A 23,043-nucleotide genomic window follows, 5' to 3' on the forward strand; every position below is an offset into this window, starting at 1 on the left:
ACCGTCACCAACGACGTGCTGTACAAGGAGGGCCTGGACCTTCTCGTCGTGCCCTCCGCCGAGCTCTCCCGCGGCCGCGGCGGCCCGCGCTGCATGAGCATGCCCTTCTGGCGCGAGGACCTCTAAGTCTTTCCGTTTCCGGTGCGGTCCCCCTACAACCGCACCGGTTTCGCCCGTCAAACGGGCAACACTAATACTTACGTAATTCATTTTTTCGAAAGGAAACGAACCATGGGTGTTAACCTCTCCGGCCGTAGCTTCCTCAAGCTCCTCGACCTCTCCACCGAGGAGATCGAGTACTTGCTCAAGCTTTCCAAGAACTTCAAGGACATGAAGCGCGCTGGCGTTCCGCACCGTTATCTCGAGGGCAAGAACATCGTTCTGCTCTTCCAGAAGACCTCCACTCGTACCCGCTGCGCCTTCGAGGTCGGCGGCATGGACCTGGGCATGGGCGTCACCTACCTCGATCCCGGTTCGTCGCAGATGGGCAAGAAGGAGTCCATCGAGGACACCGCCCGCGTTCTCGGCCGCATGTATGACGGCATCGAGTTCCGTGGCTTTGCCCAGGACGACGTCGAGGAGCTCGCTGCTAAGTCCGGCGTGCCCGTGTGGAACGGCCTGACCACCGAGTGGCACCCCACCCAGATGCTCGCCGACATCCTGACCGTCCAGGAGAACTTCAACTACGACATCAAGGGCAAGACCCTCGTCTTCATGGGCGACTGCAAGAACAATGTCGCTCGCTCCCTCATGGTTGTCTGCTCCAAGCTCGGTATGAACTTCGTGGCCTGCGGCCCCGAGGAGTGCATGCCCGCTGACGACGTCATCGAGGCCTGCAAGCCCATCGCCGAGGCCAACGGCTGCACCATCAAGCTGACCACCGACGTCAAGGACGGCGTCACCGGTGCCGACGTTATCTACACCGACGTGTGGGTCTCCATGGGCGAGCCCGACGAGGTCTGGGCCGAGCGCATCGCTCAGCTCACCCCGTATCGCGTTACCTCCGAGGTCATGGCTATGGCCAACCCGGGTGCCATCTTCCTGCACTGCCTGCCCAGCTTCCACGACACCAACACCACCATTGGCGCCGAGAAGTGCGAGCAGTTCGGCATCACCGAGCAGGAGGTCACCGACGAGGTCTTCGAGAGCCCCGCTTCCAAGGTCTTTGACGAGGCCGAGAACCGCATGCACACCATCAAGGCTGTCATGTACGCCACGCTCAAGTAAGAGCATCTAGCATCTCGCTCGGGGTGTATTGCTGCACACCCCGAGCGGCTTTGTCTGGTAAATATCTCGCGTCGGGCGGTGGGCACGGCACGGAAGATCCGCTTCGCGCGAGAAAGTTAAATGATTTATGAAGGGGGGATGAGAACCATGACTGAAACCGCTAAGAAAAAGCGCGGTATGCCTTCATCGTTCACCATTCTTCTTGCTCTGCTGGCAATTGTCGCAGTGATTACCGTTATCGTCTCCGGCACGTCCGGCGGCGCGGTTACTGCAGCCCGCCTGAGCGATTTCTGCACCGCCCCGATCCTGGGCTTCGCTGACGCTCTGCCCGTCTGCCTCTTCGTTATGATCCTGGGCGGCTTCCTCGGCATGATGACCGAGACCGGCGCCCTGGACAACGGCATCGCCGTTCTGGTGCAGAAGCTTAAGGGCAACGAGATCATGCTCGTTCCTGTCCTTATGCTCATCTTCTCCCTCGGTGGTACCACCTATGGTATGTGCGAGGAGACCGTTCCCTTCTACGCCCTGCTCGCCGCTACCATGATGGCCGCTGGCTTCGACCCCATGGTCGGCGCCGCTACCGTCCTGCTCGGCGCTGGCTGCGGCTGCCTCGGCTCCACGGTTAACCCGTTCGCCGTCGGCGCTGCCGTCGACGCTCTGACCGGCGTTGGCATTGAGGTCAACCAGTCCATCATCATCGGCCTCGGTGCCGTCCTGTGGATTGTCACCACCGGCATGTCCATCTTCTTCGTGATGAACTATGCCAAGAAGGTCAAGGCTGACAAGGGTTCCACCATCCTGTCGATGCAGGAGCTCAAGGACGCCGAAGAGGCTCACGGCAAGGCTGCTTCCGAGGTCCACAAGGAGGTCAAGCTCACTGGTCGTCAGAAGGGTGTTCTGATCGCCTTCGCCTTCACCTTCGTCGTCATGATCGTCGGCTTCATCCCGCTGGCCGACCTCAACGAGGGCGTCGCCAACTTCTTCGACGCTGGCGCTGTCTACGACGCCGACGGTAACGCCGTCGTCCAGGGCTGGTCTGCCCTGATCACCGGCCTGCCCATTGGCCAGTGGTACTTCGACGAGGCTTCCACCTGGTTCTTCCTCATGGCCGTCCTGATCGGTATCATCGGTGGCCTGTCCGAGAAGCAGATCGTTAACACCTTCATCACCGGCGCTGCCGACATGATGTCCGTTGTTCTCGTCATCGCCCTCGCCCGTGGTATCTCCGTCCTCATGGCTAACACCGGCCTCGACGTCTTCGTCCTCGACGCTGCCGCCAATGCCCTGGCTGGCCTGTCCGGCGTGATCTTCGCTCCCATGAGCTTCCTGGTCTACTTCGGCCTGTCCTTCCTGATCCCCTCGACCTCTGGTATGGCTACCGTCTCCATGCCCATCATGGGACCGCTGGCTGTTAAGCTCGGCTTCTCGCCCGAGGTCATGGTCATGATCTTCTCCGCTGCTATCGGTGTCGTGAACCTGTTCACCCCGACCTCCGGTGCCATCATGGGCGGTCTCGCGCTGGCCAAGATCGAGTGGACGACCTGGCTCAAGTTTGCCCTTAAGCTCATCGTCGCTCTCTCCGTCGTCTGCGCCGTCATCCTGACCGTCGCCTGCGTGCTGCTCTAAGTACCCAACGGGTACCCCACGGAAACCTTGACGATCCTGTAAAGGATCACCTGGTCATCGTCTGTCCGGTGGGGTAAACCCACCGGTAGACTCCTACCTTTAGCCCCCTCCCGTTCCGTGCGCGGGAGGGGGCGCTCTCAGGTTGCGCGGTTCTACGAACCGCGCAACCAGTCGACGCTGCGCGCCGCCCAGAACGACAATTTGTCATTCAAAAGGCAAGGCATGACCAGAAGGTCTATGCCTTGCCTTTTTCATGCCAACTTGTACGTCCTGGACGGCGCTCGCTGACTTATGCTCAACCTGCGGCGCTGCCATTGTTGCAGGCAGGGGGCAGCTTGCTCGCTCCGGTGCACGTTTGCTGGCTTTGGCTCTGCCTGTGACGTTTCCATTGTTGGTGCGGAGTGACTTGTTCCCTGCTCCAAATTAGCTACCCCGGGTCCCCGGTGGTTGCGGTGGGCGTGTTTGGTTGGTGCCTGTTGATGGTCTGGGTATCGGGGAGGGCGGGCTCCGTTATAATCGCCTAGAACATTAAATGGAAACGGGACGGGAGCCATACATGCGCCAGGGTTTCGACAACGCGAAATATATCGAGCTGCAGGCCGCTCATATTAAGGAGCGCATCTCGCAGTTTGGCGGCAAGCTGTATTTGGAGTTTGGCGGCAAGCTGTTTGACGACTATCACGCGAGCCGCGTGCTGCCGGGTTTTGAGCCGGACAGCAAGTTTCGCATGCTCAAGAGCATAGCCGACGACGTCGAGGTCATCATCGCCATTAACGCGAACCACATCGAGAAGAACAAGGCTCGCGGTGACCTGGGCATTACCTATGACGAGGACGTTTTGCGCCTGGTCGACCTGTTCCGCGGCAACGGTTTTGCTGTCGCGGCCGTGGTCATCACCCAGTACGCCGGCCAGCCCGCCGCCGATGTGTTCCGCAATCGCCTGAACGCGCTCGGCATTCCTGCCAAGCTGCACTATCCCATCGAGGGCTATCCGCACGACGTCGACCTGATCGTGTCCGACGACGGCTATGGCAAGAACGAGTTTGTCGAGACCACTCGTCCGCTCGTTGTGGTCACCGCTCCCGGCCCTGGCTCGGGCAAGCTCGCCACCTGCCTGTCTCAGCTCTATCACGAGCACAAGCACGGCACTGCCGCCGGCTACGCCAAGTTCGAGACTTTCCCGGTTTGGAATCTGCCCCTCACGCATCCGGTCAACATCGCCTATGAGGCCGCCACGGCTGACCTCGACGATGCGAATATCATCGACTCCTTCCACTTGGAGGCCTACAACAAGACCACGGTCAACTACAACCGTGACGTCGAGGCCTTCCCGGTGGTCCGTGCTCTGATGGAAAAGATCCTGGGCAAGAGCCCCTACCAGAGCCCCACCGACATGGGCGTCAATATGGTCGGTTTTGCCATTACCGATGACGATGCCTGCCGCGACGCTTCCAAGATGGAGATCGTCCGCCGTTACTTTACCGCGGTCGAAAATGTGCGCCGTACCGGCGTGGGCGATGAGCAAGTCGACCGTCTCAAGATCATTATGAAGAAGGCCGGTATCGACAAGAATTACTCGCCGGCACGCTCGGCCGCCCTTACCAGGGAGCAGCTGACAGGTGGCCCCGTAGGCGCCATGGTCATGCCTGATGGCTCCGTGGTGACCGGCAAGACTTCCACGCGCCTGGGCGCCGCGAGCTCGCTCATCATGAATGCACTTAAGCATGTCTCGGGCGTTGACCTTGAGCTCGAGGTCATTAGCGATGAGGCGATCGAGCCTATCAGCAAGCTCAAGACGCATTTCCTGGGTAGCAAGAACCCGCGCCTGCACACCGACGAGACGCTTATGGCGCTCTCGATCACCTCGGCAACGAGCGAGACGGCGGCCCGCGTCCTTTCGGGCTTGGAGCAGCTGCGCGGCTGCGATGCCTTCTTTAGCGTGATCATCTCGCCGACGGACGAGACGGTGTTGCGCAAGCTGGGCATCAACGTGTGCTGCGAGCCCAAGTTCGAGCGTCGTGGTTTCTTCCACCGCTAAGCCTGGAGAAATTGGTCTGAAAGGGGCACATCGGGTATACATTCGGTGTGCCCCTTTTATCAACAAAAGCTACCGTTTAACCTAAAATTAGCCCGTTTACCTGCCTATAAGCGATTTGGGCGGTATACAATAACCCTAATTGTTTCATCCTTTTGCGGGGATGCCGCATGATGGATGTTGCCGGCCATCATGGGGTGTGCCGGTCGCGCACGGTGCAAGTGATGCCCGTGCCCGGTTTGAGGAGGCTGCCATGGCTGGCAAGGGTCGTGCGAGTGTCAACGATATGAAGCGTGTCGAGGTGCAGGTGCTGATGGAGATCGCACAGCAGTCCGAAGACAACGGCGGATTTTATGGCTTTTCGCGAAAGACGCTTGCCGAGCGTGTGGGGGTGTCTCCGTATCGCGCCCGCGCGGCAATTGAGCGCTTGGAATCCGAAGACATCATTGAGGTCGTCTCGCGCTACAGCGACGACGGCGGCCAGCTCGCAAATGGTATTTGTCTTACGGAGCGTGGCGAATGGTATCTAGAGGGCATCCGTGCCGGTATGCTCGTGCAGGACTTGATCAAGGACGAAGTCGCCGATCGATAATGGCGCGCATTCATAGTGGAAACGACGCCGTCTGGGCAACCGGACGGCGTTTTGTTTCGAGATGGAGAAATGCGATTGCGCGTAAGAAAAATTGTGTGCGGCGCGCGTCGCGAGTATTACAATGAAGACCCGTAAGATGTGTATGGACAACTTCTACGGGAAGCGCAGGTAACTCAATATGACCAAGCATGTGTTCGTGACCGGCGGCGTGGTTTCGTCTCTGGGCAAGGGTATTACCGCGGCCTCGCTGGGCCGTCTGCTCAAGTCGCGCGGCTACAAGGTAACGATGCAAAAGGCCGACCCGTATCTGAACGTCGACCCCGGCACCATGAGCCCGTTCCAGCATGGCGAGGTCTTTGTGACCGAGGACGGCTACGAGTCCGATCTGGACCTGGGCCACTACGAGCGCTTTATTGATGAGAACCTGACCCGCGATTCCAACTTTACGACTGGTGCCATCTATAAGAGCCTGATCGCCCGTGAACGTCGCGGTGACTTTTTGGGCGGCACCGTGCAGGTGATTCCGCACGTCACGAACGCCATTAAGGATAAGTTCCGTCGTATTGAGGAGCAGACCGGCTCCGACGTGGTCATTACTGAGTTGGGCGGCACCATCGGTGACATCGAGTCGCAGCCGTTTGTCGAGGCCATCCGCCAGTATCGCAAGGAGGCCGGCCCCGAGAACGTCTGCTACATCCACGTGTCGCTCGTTCCCTATATCGCCGCCGCCCACGAGGTCAAGACCAAGCCGACGCAGCACTCCGTCAAGGAGCTCCGCAGCTTTGGTATCCAGCCCGATATTATCGTTCTGCGCTCCGATCACCATATCGACGATGCCATCCGCGGCAAGATCGCAAGCTTCTGCGACGTCGACACCGACTGCGTCTTTACCAACGAGGACTGCGCGAGCATCTACGATGTTCCGCAGCTGCTCGCCGAGCAGGACTTTGATCTGCGCATTTGCGAGCGTCTGGGTCTGGACCCGCGTGAGCGCGACATGAGTCAGTGGAACGAGTTCCTGCGCAAGCAGAACCATGCCAACCAGCACGCCGACAAGGTGAAGATCGCCGTCGTGGGCAAGTATACGCAGCTGCCCGATGCCTACCTGTCGGTTATCGAGGCCCTGCACCATGCGGGCGTGTTCTACGATCGCCACGTTGACGTGCAGCTGGTCGATGGCGAGAGCCTCGACGAGCAGAACGTCTCCGAGGTCCTGGGTGACGCCTCGGGCATCTTGGTCCCTGGCGGCTTTGGCAAGCGCGCCCTGGAGGGCAAGATCCTCGCGGCCGAGTTCGCCCGCGAGCACAAGATTCCGTATCTGGGCATTTGCCTGGGTATGCAGGTGGCCGTGTGCGAATTTGCCCGCAACGTGGTCGGCCTTGCCGGCGCCAGCTCTTCCGAGTTCGATCCTGATGGCCCGTATAGTGTCATCGACCTGATGAGCTCGCAGGAGGACGTGACCGAGAAGGGTGGCACCATGCGTCTGGGTGCCTATCCGTGCAAGCTTGCTGCCAATTCCCTCGCGCGCGAGGCCTATGGCGAGGAGCTCGTCTACGAGCGTCACCGTCACCGTTTTGAGTTCAACAACGCCTTCCGTGACCAGCTCGAGGACGCCGGTCTGGTTATCTCGGGCCTTTCGCCCGACGAGCGTCTAGTCGAGATGGTCGAGCTGCCGCGCGACGTACATCCGTGGTATGTGGCAACCCAGGCTCATCCCGAGTTCAAGAGCCGTCCGACCAACCCGCAGCCGCTGTTCCGCGAGTTCGTGCGCGCCTCGATTGGCCAGCATGAGGGTGTCGACCGTCTGCAGGTGACGCCCAAGAACCTCGCTACGGACTAAGGGTGCCGGAGAACCAGGAACATACCGAAGCTACTCCCTCGTCGCTTGCTGTGGTGGCGGGGGAGTATCTCGATTACCTTGCGGTCGAGCGGGGTTTGGCGCGCAATACGATTGCGGCCTACCGTCGTGACCTGACGACGTACTGCGCCTATCTGGAGCGGGCTGACATTGCGTCTTTTGAAGATGTGAGCCGTCAGGTCGTGGAGAGCTTTGTTGCCGATCGCCGCGACGGAGGCTATTCCGACGCCTCGGTGGAGCGCGCGCTTGCTGCCGTGAAGGGCCTGCATGCCTTTTTGGTGCGCGATGGGGCCGTGGCCCAAAACCCGACGGCGGCGTTGCGCCTGCCCAAAAAGGCAGATCGCCTGCCGGAATACCTTTCGGTGGAGGATGTCTCGGCACTGCTCGATCAAGACTTTCCCGAGGGCGAGATGGGGCTGCGCGATCATGCCATCTTGGAAGTGCTTTACGGTTGCGGCTTGCGCGTGAGTGAGCTGGTTGGGCTCGATGTGGGCGATATCCATATCGATGACGGGTTTGTCCTGGTGCGCGGTAAGGGCTCCAAGGAGCGTCTGGCCCCGTTGGTGGGAAGCGCGGCTCGCGCCCTGACACACTATATAGGTGACGGGCGCACTCTCCTGGCCGCCCATGCTCACGGGACGGAGACCTCGGCGGTCTTTTTAAATAAGAACGGACGTCGCCTGTCGCGCCAGGCCGTGCATGCGATATGCGAGCGGTACGGGCGCCAGGTGGGGCTGGTGGGGCTCCACCCCCACACCCTGCGCCACTCCTTTGCCACCCACATGCTCGCGGGCGGTGCCGACTTGCGTGTGCTGCAGGAGATTTTGGGCCATGCCGATATTTCGACCACGCAGGTCTACACGCATGTCGACCGCACGCAACTGACCGAGGTCTATCTGGCGGCGCATCCGCTGGCACATCGCTAGCACCTCGCTGACCTGCATATTTATAAATATTAAAGGGGATGGGCCCCAGATTGCCGAGACGCACTTTTGCGCGCATGGGCAATCTGGGGCCCGTCCCATTTTTCGCCAGACACCGACGCGGTGGTGGGCCGTGTGTACCGTGGGTGGGAGGAGTTTGGGGGCGATGTGAACGGCGTGTAAAGGGACGTAAAAATCGCCTCAAGGTCAACTTGAAGGTTGAGGTTCGCGGGCGTGGTTCTACAGGTGGCATCCCACCTTTGCTGCAAACACAACATATTGTGTTTTCGAACATATGCTCGGGGGTGTTTTACAACATATTGGGGGTGGAGTGGTGGGGCGGGGTGGGGGAAGGGGTGGGGAAAGGTGTTGAAAAATGGGGCGGTTCCCCATATTATTGATGACGTCGACAGGCGGGGTGGTTCCCCGCGTACGTGCCATCTGAGTAACCGAGGGGAGGGCGCACATGGGAATGACGGGTGCATACGAGCGCAATCTCGATGCAAAAGGCCGTCTATCCCTGCCTGCACCCCTTCGCGAGGAGCTTGGAGAGCACGTTCGCGTGTTCAAAGCCCTGGATGTCGATGCTCTGTACGTGTTCTCTGCCGAGGCCTTCGATAAGTGGGTCGAAGGACTCTTCGCGGGTCGTGAGGGCCACGAGGGTTTTAACCCGCGTGACATCAACGACCAGAAGCTCATGAGGGCGATTAACAAGCGCACCACGTCGATGGATGTGGACAGCGCGGGTCGTATCGGTCTTTCTGAGTCTCTCCGCAAGCAGGCGAACCTCGACCGCGAGGTCACGGTTGTGGGCAACTACGACCACCTTGAGGTTTGGGACCGCGCTACGGCCGATGAGGACGATGACGACGAGGCCCTGCTGGACCTCTTCTTCTCGTAAGGGCAAGGCACGAGTAACGGATGGAGCGTGGGATCTTGACACAAGAATATCGGCATGAACCTGTCATGCTCGGCGAAGTGCTTGAGTCGCTGCAGCTAAAGAGCGGCTCCGTCGTCTGCGACTGCACCCTTGGCGGTGCCGGCCATTCGGTAAAGATGGCCGCGCAGGTGGGGGAGACCGGCCTTTTGCTCGGCGTCGATCAGGACGACATGGCCCTCGAGGCCGCTGGCGCCCGTCTGGACCGCGAGGTTCCCGGCGTACCACACCAGCTGCTGAAGGGCAACTTCGGCGACTTGGACGAGCTGCTTTGCTCGGCCGAGGTGCCCGGGGTCGATGGTTTCCTGTTCGACTTGGGCGTTTCGTCGCCGCAACTCGATATCCCTGGCAGGGGCTTTTCGTACAACGAGGACGCCCCATTGGACATGCGGATGGATCCGGGTAACAACACCTTAAACGCAGCTGAGGTCATCAACACCTATAACGAACACGACCTCGCCCGGATTCTACGCGTCTACGGCGAAGAGAAGTTCGCCTCGCAGATCGCGCGCGAGATCGTGCGCCGCCGCGAGCATGAACCGATCGAAACCACCGGTCAGTTTGTCGAGATCATCAAGGCTGGTATCCCCGCTGCCGCTCGTCGGCATGGCGGACACCCAGCCAAGAAAAGTTTCCAGGCCATTCGCATCGAGGTCAATCACGAACTCGATGTGCTCGAGCGAGGGCTTGACGCCGCCACAAGGTGGCTCAACCCGGGCGGACGCATCTGCGTCATCTCGTATCACTCGCTCGAGGACCGTATCGTAAAGAACCACTTTAAGGAGATGAGCCAGGGGTGCACGTGTCCGCCGGAGATTCCGGTGTGCGTGTGCGGCAACGTGCCGATACTCAAGGTCATCACCCGCAAACCCCTGGTTGCCCAACCCGATGAGGTTGCGCGCAACCCTCGGGCGAGATCAGCCAAGATCCGCGTGGCGCAGCGTCTGTAGACGCGACCGCGCGATATTGGACCTCCCGCTCGTACCACAAACGAAGCTTAAACACACTACCAACGTACTCGGGATGGGAGGCGGCATATCATGGGCTACAACACCTCAAACGCAGCACTCGCCTATGATATGAACGCCATGCCCGCCTATCGTGAGGCACCGCAGGCTCCCGTTGCTCCCCGCGAGCAGCGCACGCCGCGCTTTGATGTCTACACGGGCGCGGGCCGTCAGGCAAACCAGGCGGTAAGCCCGGTTTTCATGAGCGTTCTTAAAACGTTTTGCATCATTGCGGCCATCTTCATGACGATCGGTGTCGCCCGCGTGGCGCTCGCCGGCGTTACGGCCCAGGTGCTCAACAGCAACGCCGCGCTTACCAACACGCTCGAGAAGGCGACCGACGAGAGCTCCGACCTGGAGGTCATGCATTCGGTCTATGGTGCCGACACGCGCATTCGCGACCTTGCGGGTGCTTATGGCATGGTGGAGCCCAGCGAGAGCGTTACACTTGATTTTTCGCAGGATGCAGCCGCGGGCGCTAGCTCGACCGCGACCGCTCAGTAACAAGACGGTAGCTGAGTATGACAAATGACTATCGCCGCGGCTCCGACGGGGGTCGCGGTTCTGGACGTCCCTCATCGCGGGGACGTTCTGGTTATCAAGGAACGGGTCGGCCATCTTACAACGCGAGGCCGTCCTATGGCAACGACCCCGCATCGCGTCTCCGTGGCTCGAGTGGCCCTCAAATGCATAACACCAGACCGCGCAAGAGCTCGTCGACCGAATGGCTCACGGGCACGCCGCTGCCCCGTCGCAAAGCCGTCATGGGCTTTATCGGGCTTGGCTTGGGTTTGGGCGTCCTTCGCCTTGCCGACTATCAAATCGTGGAAGCCGATAAGTTGCGCGACCGCGCCGATGCACGTCGCTTGCTTGCGCAGACGCTGTATGCCAAGCGCGGTACCATCTACGACCGTAACGGCAACGTGCTGACGTCGTCGGTCGAATGCCGCAACATCGCCGTGAATCCTCAGCTTATCGAGGACGTTGACAAGACGGTGTCGGCGCTGGTCAAAGCCACGGGCATCGATAAAAAGACCTGTCGCGAGCTCGTTGAGTCGGATGGCACCTGGGTGTATATCAAACGTCAGGTGGACGAGGATGATGTCGCGGCGCTGGAGAAGAAGAACCTGCCAGGCGTGCTCTTTGAGCAGGCCATGAAGCGCGTATACCCCTACGGCAATCTGGCATCGCAGGTGCTTGGCGTGGTAAACGTGGACAACGACGGTCTGACGGGCCTCGAAAAACAGTACAACAAGCTTTTGACCGGAACCAACGGTTCGCTGGTGCGCGAGCGGGCGAGGGACGGTAGCTATATCGCGGGCGGCGCCTATAAAAAGGTGGCGGCGGTTGACGGCGTGGACATCGTGACGACGCTCGATGTCAATATCCAGCGTGCCGCCGAGGACGCCCTGGCCGAGGCGGTCGAAAAGACCAAGGCCAAGAATGGCTCGGCCCTGGTCACCGATCCCACGACGGGCGAGATTCTGGCGGCATGCTCGTATCCGACATATGACCAGACCGATCTGGAAAACGCCAAGACCGAGGACATGAACTTGCGTCTGGTTACCGATGCCTACGAGCCCGGCTCGGTCTTTAAGACGCTCGTGGCCGGTGCCGGCTTCGACTTGGGCGCCGTGCGTTCGAGCACGTCGTTTGAGGTACCGGCGAGCATTAAGGTCGGCGACGACACCGTTACCGACGCCGATAAGCGCGACTACACCATGACCATGGACGTGCGCGAGATGATGCGCCGTTCGTCCAATGTGGGCTTTGTCCTGGTGGGACGCAAGATCGGTGCCGATGATTTTGCCACCTATGTGGACAAGTGGGGTATCGGTCATAGCTCCGGTGTCGATTTTCCGGGTGAGAGCCTGGGCATCGTCAAGGAGCGCGACCAGTACGACGGCGCCACGCTGGGCTCGATGAGCTTTGGCCAGGCGCTGTCCGTCTCGCCGATTGAGGTCGCACGTGCCGTGGGCGGCATAGCGAACGGCGGCGTGATGATGACTCCGCACTTCTATAAGTCCAGCAAGGGTGATGAGAAGGACTGGGGCGAAGGCGAGCGTGCGATTTCGGAGGACGCTGCCGCCCAGGTGACATCGTGCATGCAGACGGTCGTGTCCGAAGGCACGGGCGTTGGCGGTGCGGTCGATGGCTATGACGTGGCGGGCAAGACCGGTACGGCCGAGCGTGCTGACGAGAACGGCGGTTACCTCAAGGAGAACTACATGTCGTCCTTTATGGGCTTTGCGCCGGCACAATCGCCCAAGGTGCTGTGCTATATCACACTCGATGGAACGCCGAGCGGCTCGGATGCCGCCGCGGTGCCATTCCAGTCCATTATGGCCAACGCGCTCGACGTGCTGGGTATCCCGCGCACGAAGTAGGGGGTTACAATCTTGAGCGTGGCCTGCCGTTTGATCTGAAGGGTGTTCACATGCCCTGCACCACGCGCGCATGGCACTGGGATACAATACGCCGATAGCATTATTAGGTTTACAGGGGAGCTGCAATGATAGAGATCGCCGTCAACAACCTCGCGGCCTCAACGGGGGCCCGAACCGTGACGGAAGAAGTCGATCGGGTATGCCGCGGGTGCGTTATCGACTCGCGTCAGGTCGAGGAGGGGACGATCTTTGTCGCCTTCCCTGGCGAAAAGGTCGACGGCAATGATTTTGCCTCCCGTGCCATCGAGTCGGGTGCCGGTGCCGTCGTGATGACGCGCGAGCCCGATGCCGAGCTGGTTTCGCTGGCGCAGGACAAGGGATGCGCCATCTTGCTGACCGACGACCCCGTGGAGTTCTTGCTGCGCCTGGCGCACGTATATCGCTTGGAGCTTGGCTGCCTGGTCGTCGGCATTACCGGTTCGATTGGCAAGACGACGACCAAGGACGTGCTCGCCGCCGTGCTCGCCAAGCGTTATCGCGTCTGGGCCACGAAGGGCAATTTCAACAACTTGATCGGCATGCCGCTCACGGTGCTTTCCGCTCCGGCCGATACCGAGGTTCTGGTGCTCGAGATGGGCATGAACCATTTTCATGAGATTGAGCGCCTGTCCCAGTCTGCCAACCCCAATCTTGCCATCGTGAGCAAGATCGGAACCTCCCACATCGGCATCCTGGGCAGCCGCGAGAACATCGCCCGCGCCAAGTCCGAGATTGTCCAGGGCATGTGCGCCGCCGGCGACTTCTCGCCGTTGCTGGTTTTGGGCGGCGAGGACGACTTTACGCCGTTCATTCGCGATACGTTCGCCCAGCCTGCGGGTATTGACGTGATGCTGGCCGGTGTCTCGGACGACGACGAGGTCCGCGCGCGCGACATTCGCGTCGACGACGAGGGCCATCCGGTCTTTACGCTCGACTTTGGTCAGGGCGACACGGTCGATACCATGTTGGCTATTCCCGGTGTGCAGTCCGTGCCCAATGCCGTCAAGGCCGCCGCGGTCGCCTATCGTCTTGGCGTGACGCCCGAGCAGATCGATGCTGCCTTTAGGGGCCTTACGATCACCGGTCACCGTCAGGAGATCAAGCGCGCCAAGAGCGGAGCACGCATCATCGACGACTCCTATAACGCCAGTGCCGAGTCTATGGCTGCCGGCCTCGATTTGCTGTGCTCACTCATCTGTGACGGTTCGCGCATGGCGATCCTGGGCGAGATGGGCGAGATGGGCGACGAGGCCCCCCGCATGCATGAGCTCGTGGGCGCCTATGCCGCCGCCAAGAAGCTCGACATGCTCGCGTGCGTCGGCGGCGAGCTGGCTCAGCTCATGGCCGATGCCGCACGCATGATGGGTATGGATGAGGACCGCATCCAGGTGTTCTCCGATTATCAGCAGGTGCTCGACCGCATGGGCGGCGCGCTTGAAAATCATGATGTTGTACTGGTCAAGGGTTCCCGTTTTGTTGAGCTCGACCGCTTTGTGGAAGGTGTGTGCTAGCCCATGTTCGGCAATCCCTCGTATCCTACGTATCAGGCCTTTTTGGGACTTGGCATCGCTGCCGCCATTGCGTTGCTGCTTATGCCGTGGTGGATCAAGCTGCTGAAGGTCGAGGGTATCGGCCAGCAGGTTCGAGCCGACGGCCCCAAGCGTCATTTGATTAAACAGGGTACGCCTACCATGGGCGGCGTCATCATCCTTGTCGCGATCTCGCTGACCTGCCTGCTGATGGGCAAGCTCACCACCGAGCTTGTGCTCGTGCTGCTTGCAACGCTGGCCACCGGCGTTCTGGGTCTCATCGACGATCTGACCTCCGTCACGCATGGTCGCTCGCTCGGCCTGACGCCTCACGCCAAGATGATCGGTCTGACCATCATCTGCGTCACCTTTACCGTGCTCGCCGTCAATTGGTGCGGCGTCGCCCCCGAGATTCGTTTTCCCGGCGGCCTGACGATTGACCTCGGTGTTCTTTCGACCACCATCTGCGGCCTTTCGTTTCCGTGGCTCTACATTGTATTTTGCTGGCTGATGATCGCTGGTCTTTCCAATGCCGTGAACCTGACCGATGGTCTGGACGGCCTTGCCGGCGGCACTTCCATGATCGCCATGCTCGCCATGGCCGCCATGGCGTTTTTGCACGGTGACGTGAACCTGTCCATCTTCTGCACGGCGTGCGCCGGTGCCTGCCTGGGCTTTTTGTGGTTCAACTGCTACCCGGCGAGCATCTTTATGGGTGATACCGGTTCGCTTGCCCTGGGTGCCGCTTTTGCCTGCACCTCCATCATGACCAACACCGAAGTCGTTTCCCTCATCATCGGCGGTCTGTTTATCGTCGAGACCCTGTCGGTCATGATCCAGGTTGTCTATTTCCACTTTACGCACAAGCGCGTCTTCCTTATGGCGCCCATTCATCATCATTTCGAAAAGAAGGGCTGGGCCGAGACCAAGGTCGTTATCCGTTTTTGGATTATCGCCGCGGCCTTTGGCGCCGTTGGCCTCGCCCTGTTCTTCCAGTTGGGATAGTGGTCTTTCATGCCTCTTGCTGATGTCTTTAGCCTGCTTGTTTTGGGGCAGGGTAAATCCGGTCTCGATGTCGCCCGTTGGGCGTTGGCTCACCCCGAGCGCGTGAGCGCCACGACCGTGTATGGCGGCGGTACCTCCGAGCCCAATGACGCCACGCGTGCGCTCGAGGCGCAGGGCGCGTCGTTTGTCTACGGCACCGAGCAGGTCGAGGGTGCCTATGACGTGTGCGTGACATGCCCGGGTATCTCGGAGTTTTCGGCCTTCTTTAAGGCCGGGCGTGAGCATGCCGCTCAGATTATGGGCGAGCCCGAGTTTGCCTATCGCCTGTCTCCCCAAAATTGGATCGCCATCACGGGCACCAACGGCAAGACAACTACCACGTCGCTGACCGATTATCTGCTCAAGGCCGCCGGTGAAGCCAGCGTGGCCGTCGGCAATATCGGTGAGCCGCCGGTGAACGAGATCGACGGCCGCGCACACAATGAGTGGTTTGTGGCCGAGCTGTCGAGTTATCAGATTGCTACGACAGCCGAGCTTCATCCTCGCGTGGCGGTGCTGCTCAACATCACGCCCGACCACCTGGGCTGGCACAAGAGCCACAAGAACTATGCGCTTGCCAAGATCAAGTTGTTCGAGAATATGGTCGACGACGACCTCGTGGTTATCGACGTTGAGGATGCCGGCATCCATGAGTTCGATGAGTACATCTACACACCGGGTCGCCGCATCTGCAAGGTCGCTTTTGACGAGCCCGAGGGTGCAGACGCCGCCTTTGTGCGCGATGGCAAGATGGTCGTGCGCCTGAAGGGCGTCGAGACTCAGCTTGTCGCCACGTCCGAGCTCAAGATCTCGGGCCATCACAATGTCATTAATGCCCTATGTGCCGCCACGGCTGCTCTGGCCGTCGGTGCCGATCCCGAGGGCGTTTGCCGCGGTTTGGCATCGTTCCAGCCACTCGAACACCGCGTGGAACCCTGCGGCGAGATCGATGGCGTGCGCTACGTCAACGATTCCAAGGCAACGAACACCGATGCGGTCGAAAAGGCCCTGACGGCGTTTCCCGACGACGATGTGATCTTGCTGCTCGGCGGCCACGATAAGGGTACCCCGCTTGCGGACTTTGCCCGCGTCGTTATGGACAACGTGCGCTCGGTCGTTTGCTTTGGCGATGCGCGCGAGCGCTTTACCGCCGCTATGGACGAGGCCGATGTCGATGGTGACGTGGATATCGCCCAGGCCGATGATCTGCGCGATGCCGTTGACGTTGCCCGCTCGCTCTCGAGCCGCGGCGACGTGATCCTGCTTTCGCCCGCCTGCTCTTCGTTCGACGAGTTCTCGGGCTACGAGGAGCGCGGTCGCGTGTTTAAGGACTACGTGGCCCAGCTTGCCGCGGCAGCGAAATCGCAAACGGAATAGGGGTTGCCGGTGAGAGAGGAGAGCCCCCAAAGTGATATGAGGAGGCCCGACTCGGACCGTGCTTCCTCGCTGCGTAGCACGCCGCGTTCCGGACGCGGCGGGCAGACGTTCGGTGAGCGCTATATTGCCGGCGTCCCCGCCCGCATCATGCGCCCCCGTTTGATATTTATGGCTTGCCTGTTTAGCTTGGTTTGCTTCGGCTTGCTGATGGTGTACTCGGCATCTTCGGTCGAGGCGCTGCACGAGAATGGTACGGCGACGTTTTTCCTGTTTCGACAGGCCGCGTTTGCTGGAGTTGGCGTGCTGGCCATGGTTGCCATCGTGCGCGTCTTGCCGGACAGTTGGTTTGGGGAAGACGTGCTCAGGATCTTCCTCATGGGCATGATAGGGCTACTGGTTCTGGTGTTCTTTATGGGTAGCGGCAGTCGTGGCGCCACGCGTTGGCTCAACATCGCCGGTATTCAGTTCCAGCCGTCTGAGTTTTTAAAGCCGTTCGCCATCGCGTATTCGGCCATCATGCTCGACCGCATCTTTTCGCCCGGCGGCAACATCAACGAGTTTCTTCGCAAGATGGGTGTCTACCTGGGCATTTCGCTCTTTCTGATTTTTGTTCAGCCCGATTTTGGCACCGTTCTGATCATCTTGCTGACCCTCATGTGCATGGCGTTGTTTGCGGGATTGGACCCCAAATATATCGTTTGGACGGTCGTTGCCGGCATCGCCGTCATTGCGATCGCCCTTATCGCCGAGCCGTATCGTATGACGCGTGTCGAGGTTGCTTGGAATCCTTGGGCAGACGAATATGGTGATGGCTATCAGGCCACACTTGCCATTATGGCGTTTGCCTCGGGCGGCCTGTTCGGTCGCGGTATCGGTAACTCCACCATGAAGTACTCGTATTTGCCCGAGGCGCATAACGACTACATCTTGGCTATTATCGGCGAGGAAGTTGGCTTTATCGGAACCGTGCTGTTCTTCTTGGTGTTCGCGATGCTGATCTACTCGGCGTTTCGTATTGCCGAGCAGGCGACCGACCGTCGCGGAGCACTTATGGCATCGGGTTCCGCGGTCATCCTTGCGGTGCAGTTTTTGATCAACGCGCTGGGCATTCTCAATGTGTTTCCCATGACGGGCAAGCCTCTGCCGTTTATTAGCTACGGCGGCTCGTCGATTATTGTGTCGCTTATGCTCGCCGGTCTGATCCTGCGCGTTTCGTATGAGAGCGCCCGTCGCGATGAGTACGACCGTCGTCGCGAGAGCTTTGCCGTTATGGATGAGAGTACCGCCGGCGTGCCCCATGTGCGCGGTGAGCGATCTTCGCGTAACGGCTTTACCGTCCTGGATGGCTCTGCGACCGAGCCGGCAGCCCGTTCACGTCAGCGAACGGCGCCGCAAGGTCGTCCACAGCGTCCTACTCATCGCAATGCGGGCGGCGGATATAATCGAATCGATTTGAATTCGGACCCGTCGGCGCGTTTGCGCACCGATGACCAGGGGCCGCGTGTACGAAGGGATTACCATGACCGATAAGATGACCGTTGCTATTGCAGCTGGCGGCACGGCAGGACATATCAACCCCGCGCTCGCCTTGGCCGAGGAGCTGCGTGACCGCGGTCATCACGTTGTGTTCGTGGGCCAGTCGCGCAAACTCGAGGGTCGTCTGGTTCCCGAGGCCGGATTCGATTTTGTGCCCATCACGGTCACGGGCTTCGATCGCTCCCGTCCCTGGACGGCGCTGACCTCGCTGTGGCGCGTCAACAAGGCGAAGCGCGCGCTTGCCCGTCACTTCTCGAAGGTCGGTAAGCCCGATGCCGCTATCGGCTTTGGTGCTTACGTTGAGGTCCCGCTGCTGGGTTGGTGCAAGGGCGCCGGCGTTCCGTATCTGCTGCACGAGCAGAACTCTGTTCCGGGTCTGGCCAATAAGATGATGAACTCACATGCCGCCCGCGTGTGCATTTCGGTACCTGCGGCCCGTGCGGTCTTTGAGCGCGAGGGCGACCCCGACCATGTGCTCATGACGGGCAATCCCGTGCGTCGTTCGGTGATCGAGGGCGATCGCGCCCGCGGTCGCAAGACGCTCGGTGTGCCCGAGGACGCGACACTTCTGCTCGTCTTTGGTGGTTCACTCGGTGCCCAGCATCTCAACGAGCGCGTTGCCTCGCTCAAGAGTGAGCTGCTGACCCGCGAGAATCTCTATATTTTGCATTCGACGGGTGCCGACGGCTTTGAGGAGACCGAGCGCGTTTTGGCGCTGACGCCCGAGGAGGCGAAGCGCTATCGTGTCCAGCCCTACATCGACAACATGGGCGATATGCTGGCTGCGGCCGATTTGGTGCTCTCGCGTTCCGGTGCCTCTAGCGTGGCCGAGATCGCCGCGCTTGCCGTGCCCTCGGTGCTCGTGCCGTATCCGCACGCGACGGCCGACCACCAGACCACGAATGCGCGCTACCTGGTCGATGCCGGTGCCGGCGTGCTATGCGCCGATGCCGATATCGATGCCCCTGCCTTTGCCGACGAGCTGCTGCACCTGATCGATGACGCTGCGGCGCGTGATGCCATGCGTCAGGCGGCGCGTGGCTTGGCCCAGGACCGTGCCGCCGCGCTTTTGGCCGACGCGGTAGAGGGATTGCGTTAGTTAGACGGGATATCACCGGTCGCCCTCGCGCGGATGCGGTAGGTGCGGTACAGTTAACGGGTTACAGGCAGTGTTTACGCAAGGAGTACACGAGCACATGGCTGATTCCCAGACTGCAACCTCCGCGCCCGAGTTCAAGAGCGCCCACTTTATCGGTATCGGCGGCGCCGGCATGAGCGGCATCGCCCTCGTCCTGCACGAGCGCGGTTATACCGTTACCGGCTCCGACCTTAAGACATCGCGCTATATTCGCCAGCTTACCCGCGCCGGTGTGAAGGTCCACGTGGGCCACGAGGCTGCGACGATTGACGAGGTCAAGCCCGACGTGGTTGTGGTCTCCACTGCTATTCCCGAGTCCAACCCCGAGCTCGTGCGTGCCCGCGAGCTCGGTATTCCCGTGTGGCCCCGTGCCAAGATGCTCTCGGCCCTGGGTCACGGCTACACCACCGTCGCCGTCGCCGGTACTCACGGCAAGACCACGACCTCTTCGATGTGCGCTACCATGCTCGACCGCATGGGTCTGGACCCCAGCTTCCTGATCGGTGGCATTGTCGAGGGCTACGACACCAACGGCAAGAACGGCTCGGGCGACTATTTTGTCGCCGAGGCCGACGAGTCCGACAGCTCGTTCCTGTTCCTGAACCCCAACGTGGTCATCGTGACCAACGTCGAGGCCGACCATCTCGATCATTACTCGGGCATCGAGGAGATCGAGGCCACCTTTGCCAAGTTTATGGGCCTGGTTGGAGAGAGCGGTACCGTCATCGTTTGTGGCGAGGACCCGCATCTGGTCGAGCTCGCCAAGTCGACGGGCCGTCATGTGCTTTCCTATGGCTTTGCCGAGAACAACGACATCGTCTGCGTGCATCCGGATGTCAAGGGCATCCAGAGCGACTTTATCGTTCGCTTTGAGGACGGCACCGAGCACGCTGTCGAGATTAAGAGCAACCCCGGTCGTCACAACATGCTCAACGCCACGGCCGTCTTGACCGTCGCCCATGTCCTGGGTCTCGATATCGACGCCGCCGCTAAGGCACTTTCGAGTTTTGAGGGTGTCCGCCGTCGCTTTACCCACGTGGGCGATATCGACGGCATCACGGTGGTTGACGATTACGGCCATCATCCCACCGAGATCAAGGCGACGCTCGCTGCTGCCTCTTCGCTGGGCTACAAGCATGTCGACGTCGTGTTCCAGCCGCACCGCTATTCGCGCCTGCAGGCTCTGTGCGATGACTTTGCCGATGCTTTTGCCAACGCCGATAAGCTGCTGCTGATCGATGTGTTCTCCGCCGGCGAGATGCCGATTCCGGGCGTTACCTCCAAGATGCTCGCAGATACCGTTCGCGCTAAGCACCCCGGCAAGGAGGTCGTGTACTGCTCCAGCCGTCTTGAGCTCAACCAGGAGCTTGAGAAGCTCGTGGGCGAGGGTGATCTGCTGCTCACCATGGGTGCCGGTGACGTTACGACCGTCGGCCCCGAGTTCATCGAGTATCTGACTGCCAAGAAAGACGCTTAAACCCCATGGGTCTGTTTAACGCCGTCATGGCGCTTTCGGGCATGATCGACACGGACGTGGTCGAGGACGAACGTCTTGCACGCCATACAAGCTATCGTATCGGTGGCAAGGCCGACCTCTTTGTGACGTGCCATAGCTACCATGCCCTGCGTCGCGCCGTGGCGGTGCTCGACCGCGAGCAGGTGCCGTGGGTGATTATCGGCAAGGGGTCCAATCTGCTTGTTGCCGATGCCGGTTATCGCGGCGCCGTTATTTCGCTGGGACGTGAGTTTCAGCGCACGGTTGTTGCCGAGGACGGCTGCACGCTGACCGTTGGTGCGGGCGTGATGTTCGCGCGTTTGGTCAACGACGCCTTGTCGCGCGGGCTTTCGGGCCTTGAGTTCGCGGTCGGTATTCCCGGTTCGGTCGGCGGCGCCGTGTCCATGAACGCAGGTACGCGGACCGAGTGGATCGGCTCCCTTATCGAGGACGTGGTCACGTTTGATCCGGCGTCCGGTATAAAGCACTATGCAGGGTCCGAGATCGCTTGGGGGTATCGCGAGTGCAGCTTGCCGCGTAACGAGATCATTCTCGAGTGCGTGCTCAAGCTCAAACCCGCGTCCAAGGCCGACATTCGCGAGCGTATGGAGCGGTACCTGACGCGCCGCAAGCGCACGCAGCCCATGGGCCGTGCATCCTGCGGATCGGTCTTTCGCAACCCGCCCGATGCAAGCGTGGGCAAGTTGATTGAGGATTGTGGATTAAAGGGTTTTTCGGTTGGCGGTGCGGAAGTTTCGCCCGTACACGCTAATTTTATCGTTAATAACGGAACCGCCTCGGCCGATGACGTGGCCGCGGTTATCAGGCATGTGCACGGAAAGGTGAGGGAGGCGTATGGCATCGAGCTCAGACCGGAAGTTAAATTCCTCGGCTTCTAGAGCATCGAAACCAACCTTCCGCCGCGCCGGAGGGCGTTCCGGCGCACCTGCCCAGCCTCAACATAAGCCCGCCATGCCCTCCAAGTCTGTTGGGCCCGTTCGTCCTGCCAAGCGCCCGGTCGTCGGCTCGCAGCTGGGAGGACGCCCCACTTCTAAAAAGACGAGCCGTCCGGCTCCGCGTCCTTCGGTGACGCCCAAACCGGCGATGGGCACCAAGACCTCCCGACCCATGGCGACGCCCAAGCCTTCGCTGGGAACTCGTGCGCCGCATGCCGGCCGTACGTTGGCTGGCGCTAAGCCGCGTTCACTGACATCGGTACCCGCCGCCAAGGCGTCTTCGGCAAAAAAAGGCATCAATCCTCTGTCATCACTGGGTGCCATGGCAAACAAGACGACCGACGCCGCTTCTGCCATGAAGGGTAAGGGCAAGATCGCGGGCGGCATCCTGGCAGCCGTGGCCGTACTTGCCATTGTTGCCATCGTCGTCATCAACTCTGGCCTGTTCGCCGCCACCGATATTCAGATTCATGGCAGCGAGCATGTGACCAAGCACGACGCCATGCAGCTCATCAGTCTTCCCGAGAACACGTCGCTCTTTAACGTGGATCCCGATCGGATCACCGAGGGCCTCAAGCAAAACCCGTGGGTCTCGGGCGTGGATGTCCAGCGCCAGTTTCCCCATACGCTTATCATCACGCCGACGGAGCGCAAAGTTATCGCCATTGCGTATATCAGCTCCGACGACCTTGCCTGGGCTATCGGAGACGATGACACCTGGATCGCTCCGCTGTCGACGTCTGTCGAGGTGGACGACCAGGGGAACGTCATTACATCGGGGGAGGGCGCCAACACCCTGACCGGCATCGATGCGGCCCTGGCGCTTGCCAAGCACTACGGCGCCGTGCTGTTGACTGACGTCTCGGCCGATGTCGCACCGGTTTCGGGTCGGGCGGTGAGCTCCAAGGCCGTCAAGGCCGGCCTGGATTACGCACGAGGTTTTTCGAGCGAGTTCTTGGACCAGGTGAAGGATATTTCCACGCCTTCTGTTGAGGCTATCTCGGCAAATCTCGACAACGGCGTCGAGGTGTCGCTGGGCGATTCGGATGATATCGCCAAGAAAGAACGCATCGTGACCAAGCTGCTTTCGCAGGTAGAGGGCGTAACCTATATCAATGTGCGCTCTCCGGGCAACTACACGTTTAGGAACGCACCGACCGCCTAGCATACTAAATGGCTTTGTTGAGGGGCCATGCCACGCCGTTTATCTGGTTTGTTTGGTTTTCACGGTCATTTATTTGACTGAAACGTTCATAATGTGCAAACATAATACGGTTTACCTTTGCATTTACTTTCAACCTGAAGGTTAATGTGCGCAGGGGTCAACCCATGCTATG

19 protein-coding genes are annotated in these 23,043 nt (G+C 60.3%); all 19 read left to right on the forward strand.

What is annotated here, in order from left to right; genetic code table 11:
• Window positions 1–126 (forward strand): arginine deiminase family protein (locus AAA138_RS06855; protein ID WP_229770747.1); only part of this gene is annotated, 126 nt, incomplete at its 5' end.
• Window positions 127–231: 105 nt separating this feature from the next.
• A complete protein-coding gene (argF, locus tag AAA138_RS06860) occupies window positions 232–1,227 on the forward strand; it encodes an ornithine carbamoyltransferase (RefSeq protein ID WP_099431521.1) in 996 nt (331 codons plus the stop codon).
• 147 nt (window positions 1,228–1,374) lie between these two features.
• Window positions 1,375–2,853, forward strand: coding sequence for a YfcC family protein (locus AAA138_RS06865; protein WP_349090124.1), 1,479 nt, complete (start codon window positions 1,375–1,377; stop codon window positions 2,851–2,853).
• Between the two features lie 556 nt (window positions 2,854–3,409).
• Entirely contained in the window at window positions 3,410–4,891 is a 1,482-nt protein-coding gene (locus AAA138_RS06870) for a DUF1846 domain-containing protein (RefSeq protein WP_006234276.1), read from the forward strand.
• A 250-nt stretch (window positions 4,892–5,141) separates the two neighbouring features.
• Window positions 5,142–5,480, forward strand: a complete 339-nt coding sequence (locus tag AAA138_RS06875) for a hypothetical protein (RefSeq protein ID WP_118094077.1) — start codon at window positions 5,142–5,144, stop codon at window positions 5,478–5,480.
• A 178-nt stretch (window positions 5,481–5,658) separates the two neighbouring features.
• Window positions 5,659–7,320 (forward strand): CTP synthase, encoded by a 1,662-nt coding sequence (locus AAA138_RS06880; RefSeq protein WP_349090125.1) that lies wholly within the window; start codon window positions 5,659–5,661, stop codon window positions 7,318–7,320.
• Window positions 7,321–7,322: 2 nt separating this feature from the next.
• Window positions 7,323–8,264, forward strand: a complete 942-nt coding sequence (gene xerD / locus AAA138_RS06885) for a site-specific tyrosine recombinase XerD (protein ID WP_349090126.1) — start codon at window positions 7,323–7,325, stop codon at window positions 8,262–8,264.
• Window positions 8,265–8,727: 463 nt separating this feature from the next.
• On the forward strand, window positions 8,728–9,162 hold the full coding sequence (locus tag AAA138_RS06890) for a division/cell wall cluster transcriptional repressor MraZ (protein WP_035137949.1): 435 nt from the start codon (window positions 8,728–8,730) through the stop codon (window positions 9,160–9,162).
• Window positions 9,163–9,182: 20 nt separating this feature from the next.
• Window positions 9,183–10,148, forward strand: a complete 966-nt coding sequence (gene rsmH, locus AAA138_RS06895; RefSeq protein WP_117636014.1) for a 16S rRNA (cytosine(1402)-N(4))-methyltransferase RsmH — start codon at window positions 9,183–9,185, stop codon at window positions 10,146–10,148.
• A 90-nt stretch (window positions 10,149–10,238) separates the two neighbouring features.
• Window positions 10,239–10,709 carry a hypothetical protein gene (locus tag AAA138_RS06900; RefSeq protein ID WP_195919276.1) on the forward strand — a complete coding sequence of 157 codons (471 nt, stop codon included), beginning with the start codon at window positions 10,239–10,241 and terminating at the stop codon, window positions 10,707–10,709.
• A 182-nt stretch (window positions 10,710–10,891) separates the two neighbouring features.
• Window positions 10,892–12,592, forward strand: coding sequence for a penicillin-binding protein 2 (locus AAA138_RS06905; RefSeq protein WP_349070140.1), 1,701 nt, complete (start codon window positions 10,892–10,894; stop codon window positions 12,590–12,592).
• 125 nt (window positions 12,593–12,717) lie between these two features.
• Window positions 12,718–14,142, forward strand: coding sequence for a UDP-N-acetylmuramoyl-tripeptide--D-alanyl-D-alanine ligase (gene murF / locus AAA138_RS06910; protein ID WP_349090127.1), 1,425 nt, complete (start codon window positions 12,718–12,720; stop codon window positions 14,140–14,142).
• Between the two features lie 3 nt (window positions 14,143–14,145).
• A complete protein-coding gene (gene mraY, locus AAA138_RS06915) occupies window positions 14,146–15,165 on the forward strand; it encodes a phospho-N-acetylmuramoyl-pentapeptide-transferase (protein WP_117746963.1) in 1,020 nt (339 codons plus the stop codon).
• Window positions 15,166–15,174: 9 nt separating this feature from the next.
• Window positions 15,175–16,581 (forward strand): UDP-N-acetylmuramoyl-L-alanine--D-glutamate ligase, encoded by a 1,407-nt coding sequence (gene murD / locus AAA138_RS06920; RefSeq protein ID WP_349090128.1) that lies wholly within the window; start codon window positions 15,175–15,177, stop codon window positions 16,579–16,581.
• A gap of 9 nt (window positions 16,582–16,590) precedes the next feature.
• The gene (ftsW, locus tag AAA138_RS06925; protein ID WP_349090129.1) at window positions 16,591–18,111 is read left to right on the forward strand and encodes a putative lipid II flippase FtsW; all 1,521 of its coding nucleotides are present in this window, start codon (window positions 16,591–16,593) and stop codon (window positions 18,109–18,111) included.
• Window positions 18,101–19,216 carry an undecaprenyldiphospho-muramoylpentapeptide beta-N-acetylglucosaminyltransferase gene (gene murG / locus AAA138_RS06930; protein ID WP_349090130.1) on the forward strand — a complete coding sequence of 372 codons (1,116 nt, stop codon included), beginning with the start codon at window positions 18,101–18,103 and terminating at the stop codon, window positions 19,214–19,216. Before ftsW ends, murG begins: the two co-directional genes overlap by 11 nt.
• A 97-nt stretch (window positions 19,217–19,313) precedes the next feature.
• A complete protein-coding gene (gene murC / locus AAA138_RS06935) occupies window positions 19,314–20,732 on the forward strand; it encodes a UDP-N-acetylmuramate--L-alanine ligase (RefSeq protein WP_320677657.1) in 1,419 nt (472 codons plus the stop codon).
• Between the two features lie 5 nt (window positions 20,733–20,737).
• Window positions 20,738–21,649: a UDP-N-acetylmuramate dehydrogenase gene (gene murB / locus AAA138_RS06940; protein ID WP_349090131.1), complete on the forward strand. Its 912-nt coding sequence runs from the start codon at window positions 20,738–20,740 to the stop codon at window positions 21,647–21,649.
• Window positions 21,606–22,871: an FtsQ-type POTRA domain-containing protein gene (locus tag AAA138_RS06945; RefSeq protein ID WP_349090133.1), complete on the forward strand. Its 1,266-nt coding sequence runs from the start codon at window positions 21,606–21,608 to the stop codon at window positions 22,869–22,871. The genes murB and AAA138_RS06945 overlap by 44 nt, the downstream gene beginning before the upstream one ends.
• Window positions 22,872–23,043: the final 172 nt, after the last annotated feature.

The organism is Collinsella sp. CLA-JM-H32B, assembly GCF_040098065.1.
Taxonomy (GTDB): domain Bacteria; phylum Actinomycetota; class Coriobacteriia; order Coriobacteriales; family Coriobacteriaceae; genus Collinsella.

Excerpts from the sequence above, each read along its gene's own strand:
- AAA138_RS06890 (WP_035137949.1), top strand. The coding sequence starts at position 8,728 with ATGGGAATGACGGGTGCATACGAGCGCAATCTCGATGCAAAAGGCCGT.
- argF (WP_099431521.1), top strand. The coding sequence starts at position 232 with ATGGGTGTTAACCTCTCCGGCCGTAGCTTCCTCAAGCTCCTCGACCTC.
- murC (WP_320677657.1), top strand. The coding sequence starts at position 19,314 with ATGGCTGATTCCCAGACTGCAACCTCCGCGCCCGAGTTCAAGAGCGCC.
- AAA138_RS06900 (WP_195919276.1), top strand. The coding sequence starts at position 10,239 with ATGGGCTACAACACCTCAAACGCAGCACTCGCCTATGATATGAACGCC.
- murG (WP_349090130.1), top strand. The coding sequence starts at position 18,101 with ATGACCGATAAGATGACCGTTGCTATTGCAGCTGGCGGCACGGCAGGA.
- AAA138_RS06870 (WP_006234276.1), top strand. The coding sequence starts at position 3,410 with ATGCGCCAGGGTTTCGACAACGCGAAATATATCGAGCTGCAGGCCGCT.
- rsmH (WP_117636014.1), top strand. The coding sequence starts at position 9,183 with ATGGAGCGTGGGATCTTGACACAAGAATATCGGCATGAACCTGTCATG.
- murB (WP_349090131.1), top strand. The coding sequence starts at position 20,738 with ATGGGTCTGTTTAACGCCGTCATGGCGCTTTCGGGCATGATCGACACG.
- murD (WP_349090128.1), top strand. The coding sequence starts at position 15,175 with ATGCCTCTTGCTGATGTCTTTAGCCTGCTTGTTTTGGGGCAGGGTAAA.
- AAA138_RS06880 (WP_349090125.1), top strand. The coding sequence starts at position 5,659 with ATGACCAAGCATGTGTTCGTGACCGGCGGCGTGGTTTCGTCTCTGGGC.
- AAA138_RS06865 (WP_349090124.1), top strand. The coding sequence starts at position 1,375 with ATGACTGAAACCGCTAAGAAAAAGCGCGGTATGCCTTCATCGTTCACC.
- murF (WP_349090127.1), top strand. The coding sequence starts at position 12,718 with ATGATAGAGATCGCCGTCAACAACCTCGCGGCCTCAACGGGGGCCCGA.
- AAA138_RS06875 (WP_118094077.1), top strand. The coding sequence starts at position 5,142 with ATGGCTGGCAAGGGTCGTGCGAGTGTCAACGATATGAAGCGTGTCGAG.
- AAA138_RS06945 (WP_349090133.1), top strand. The coding sequence starts at position 21,606 with ATGGCATCGAGCTCAGACCGGAAGTTAAATTCCTCGGCTTCTAGAGCA.
- AAA138_RS06905 (WP_349070140.1), top strand. The coding sequence starts at position 10,892 with ATGCATAACACCAGACCGCGCAAGAGCTCGTCGACCGAATGGCTCACG.
- mraY (WP_117746963.1), top strand. The coding sequence starts at position 14,146 with ATGTTCGGCAATCCCTCGTATCCTACGTATCAGGCCTTTTTGGGACTT.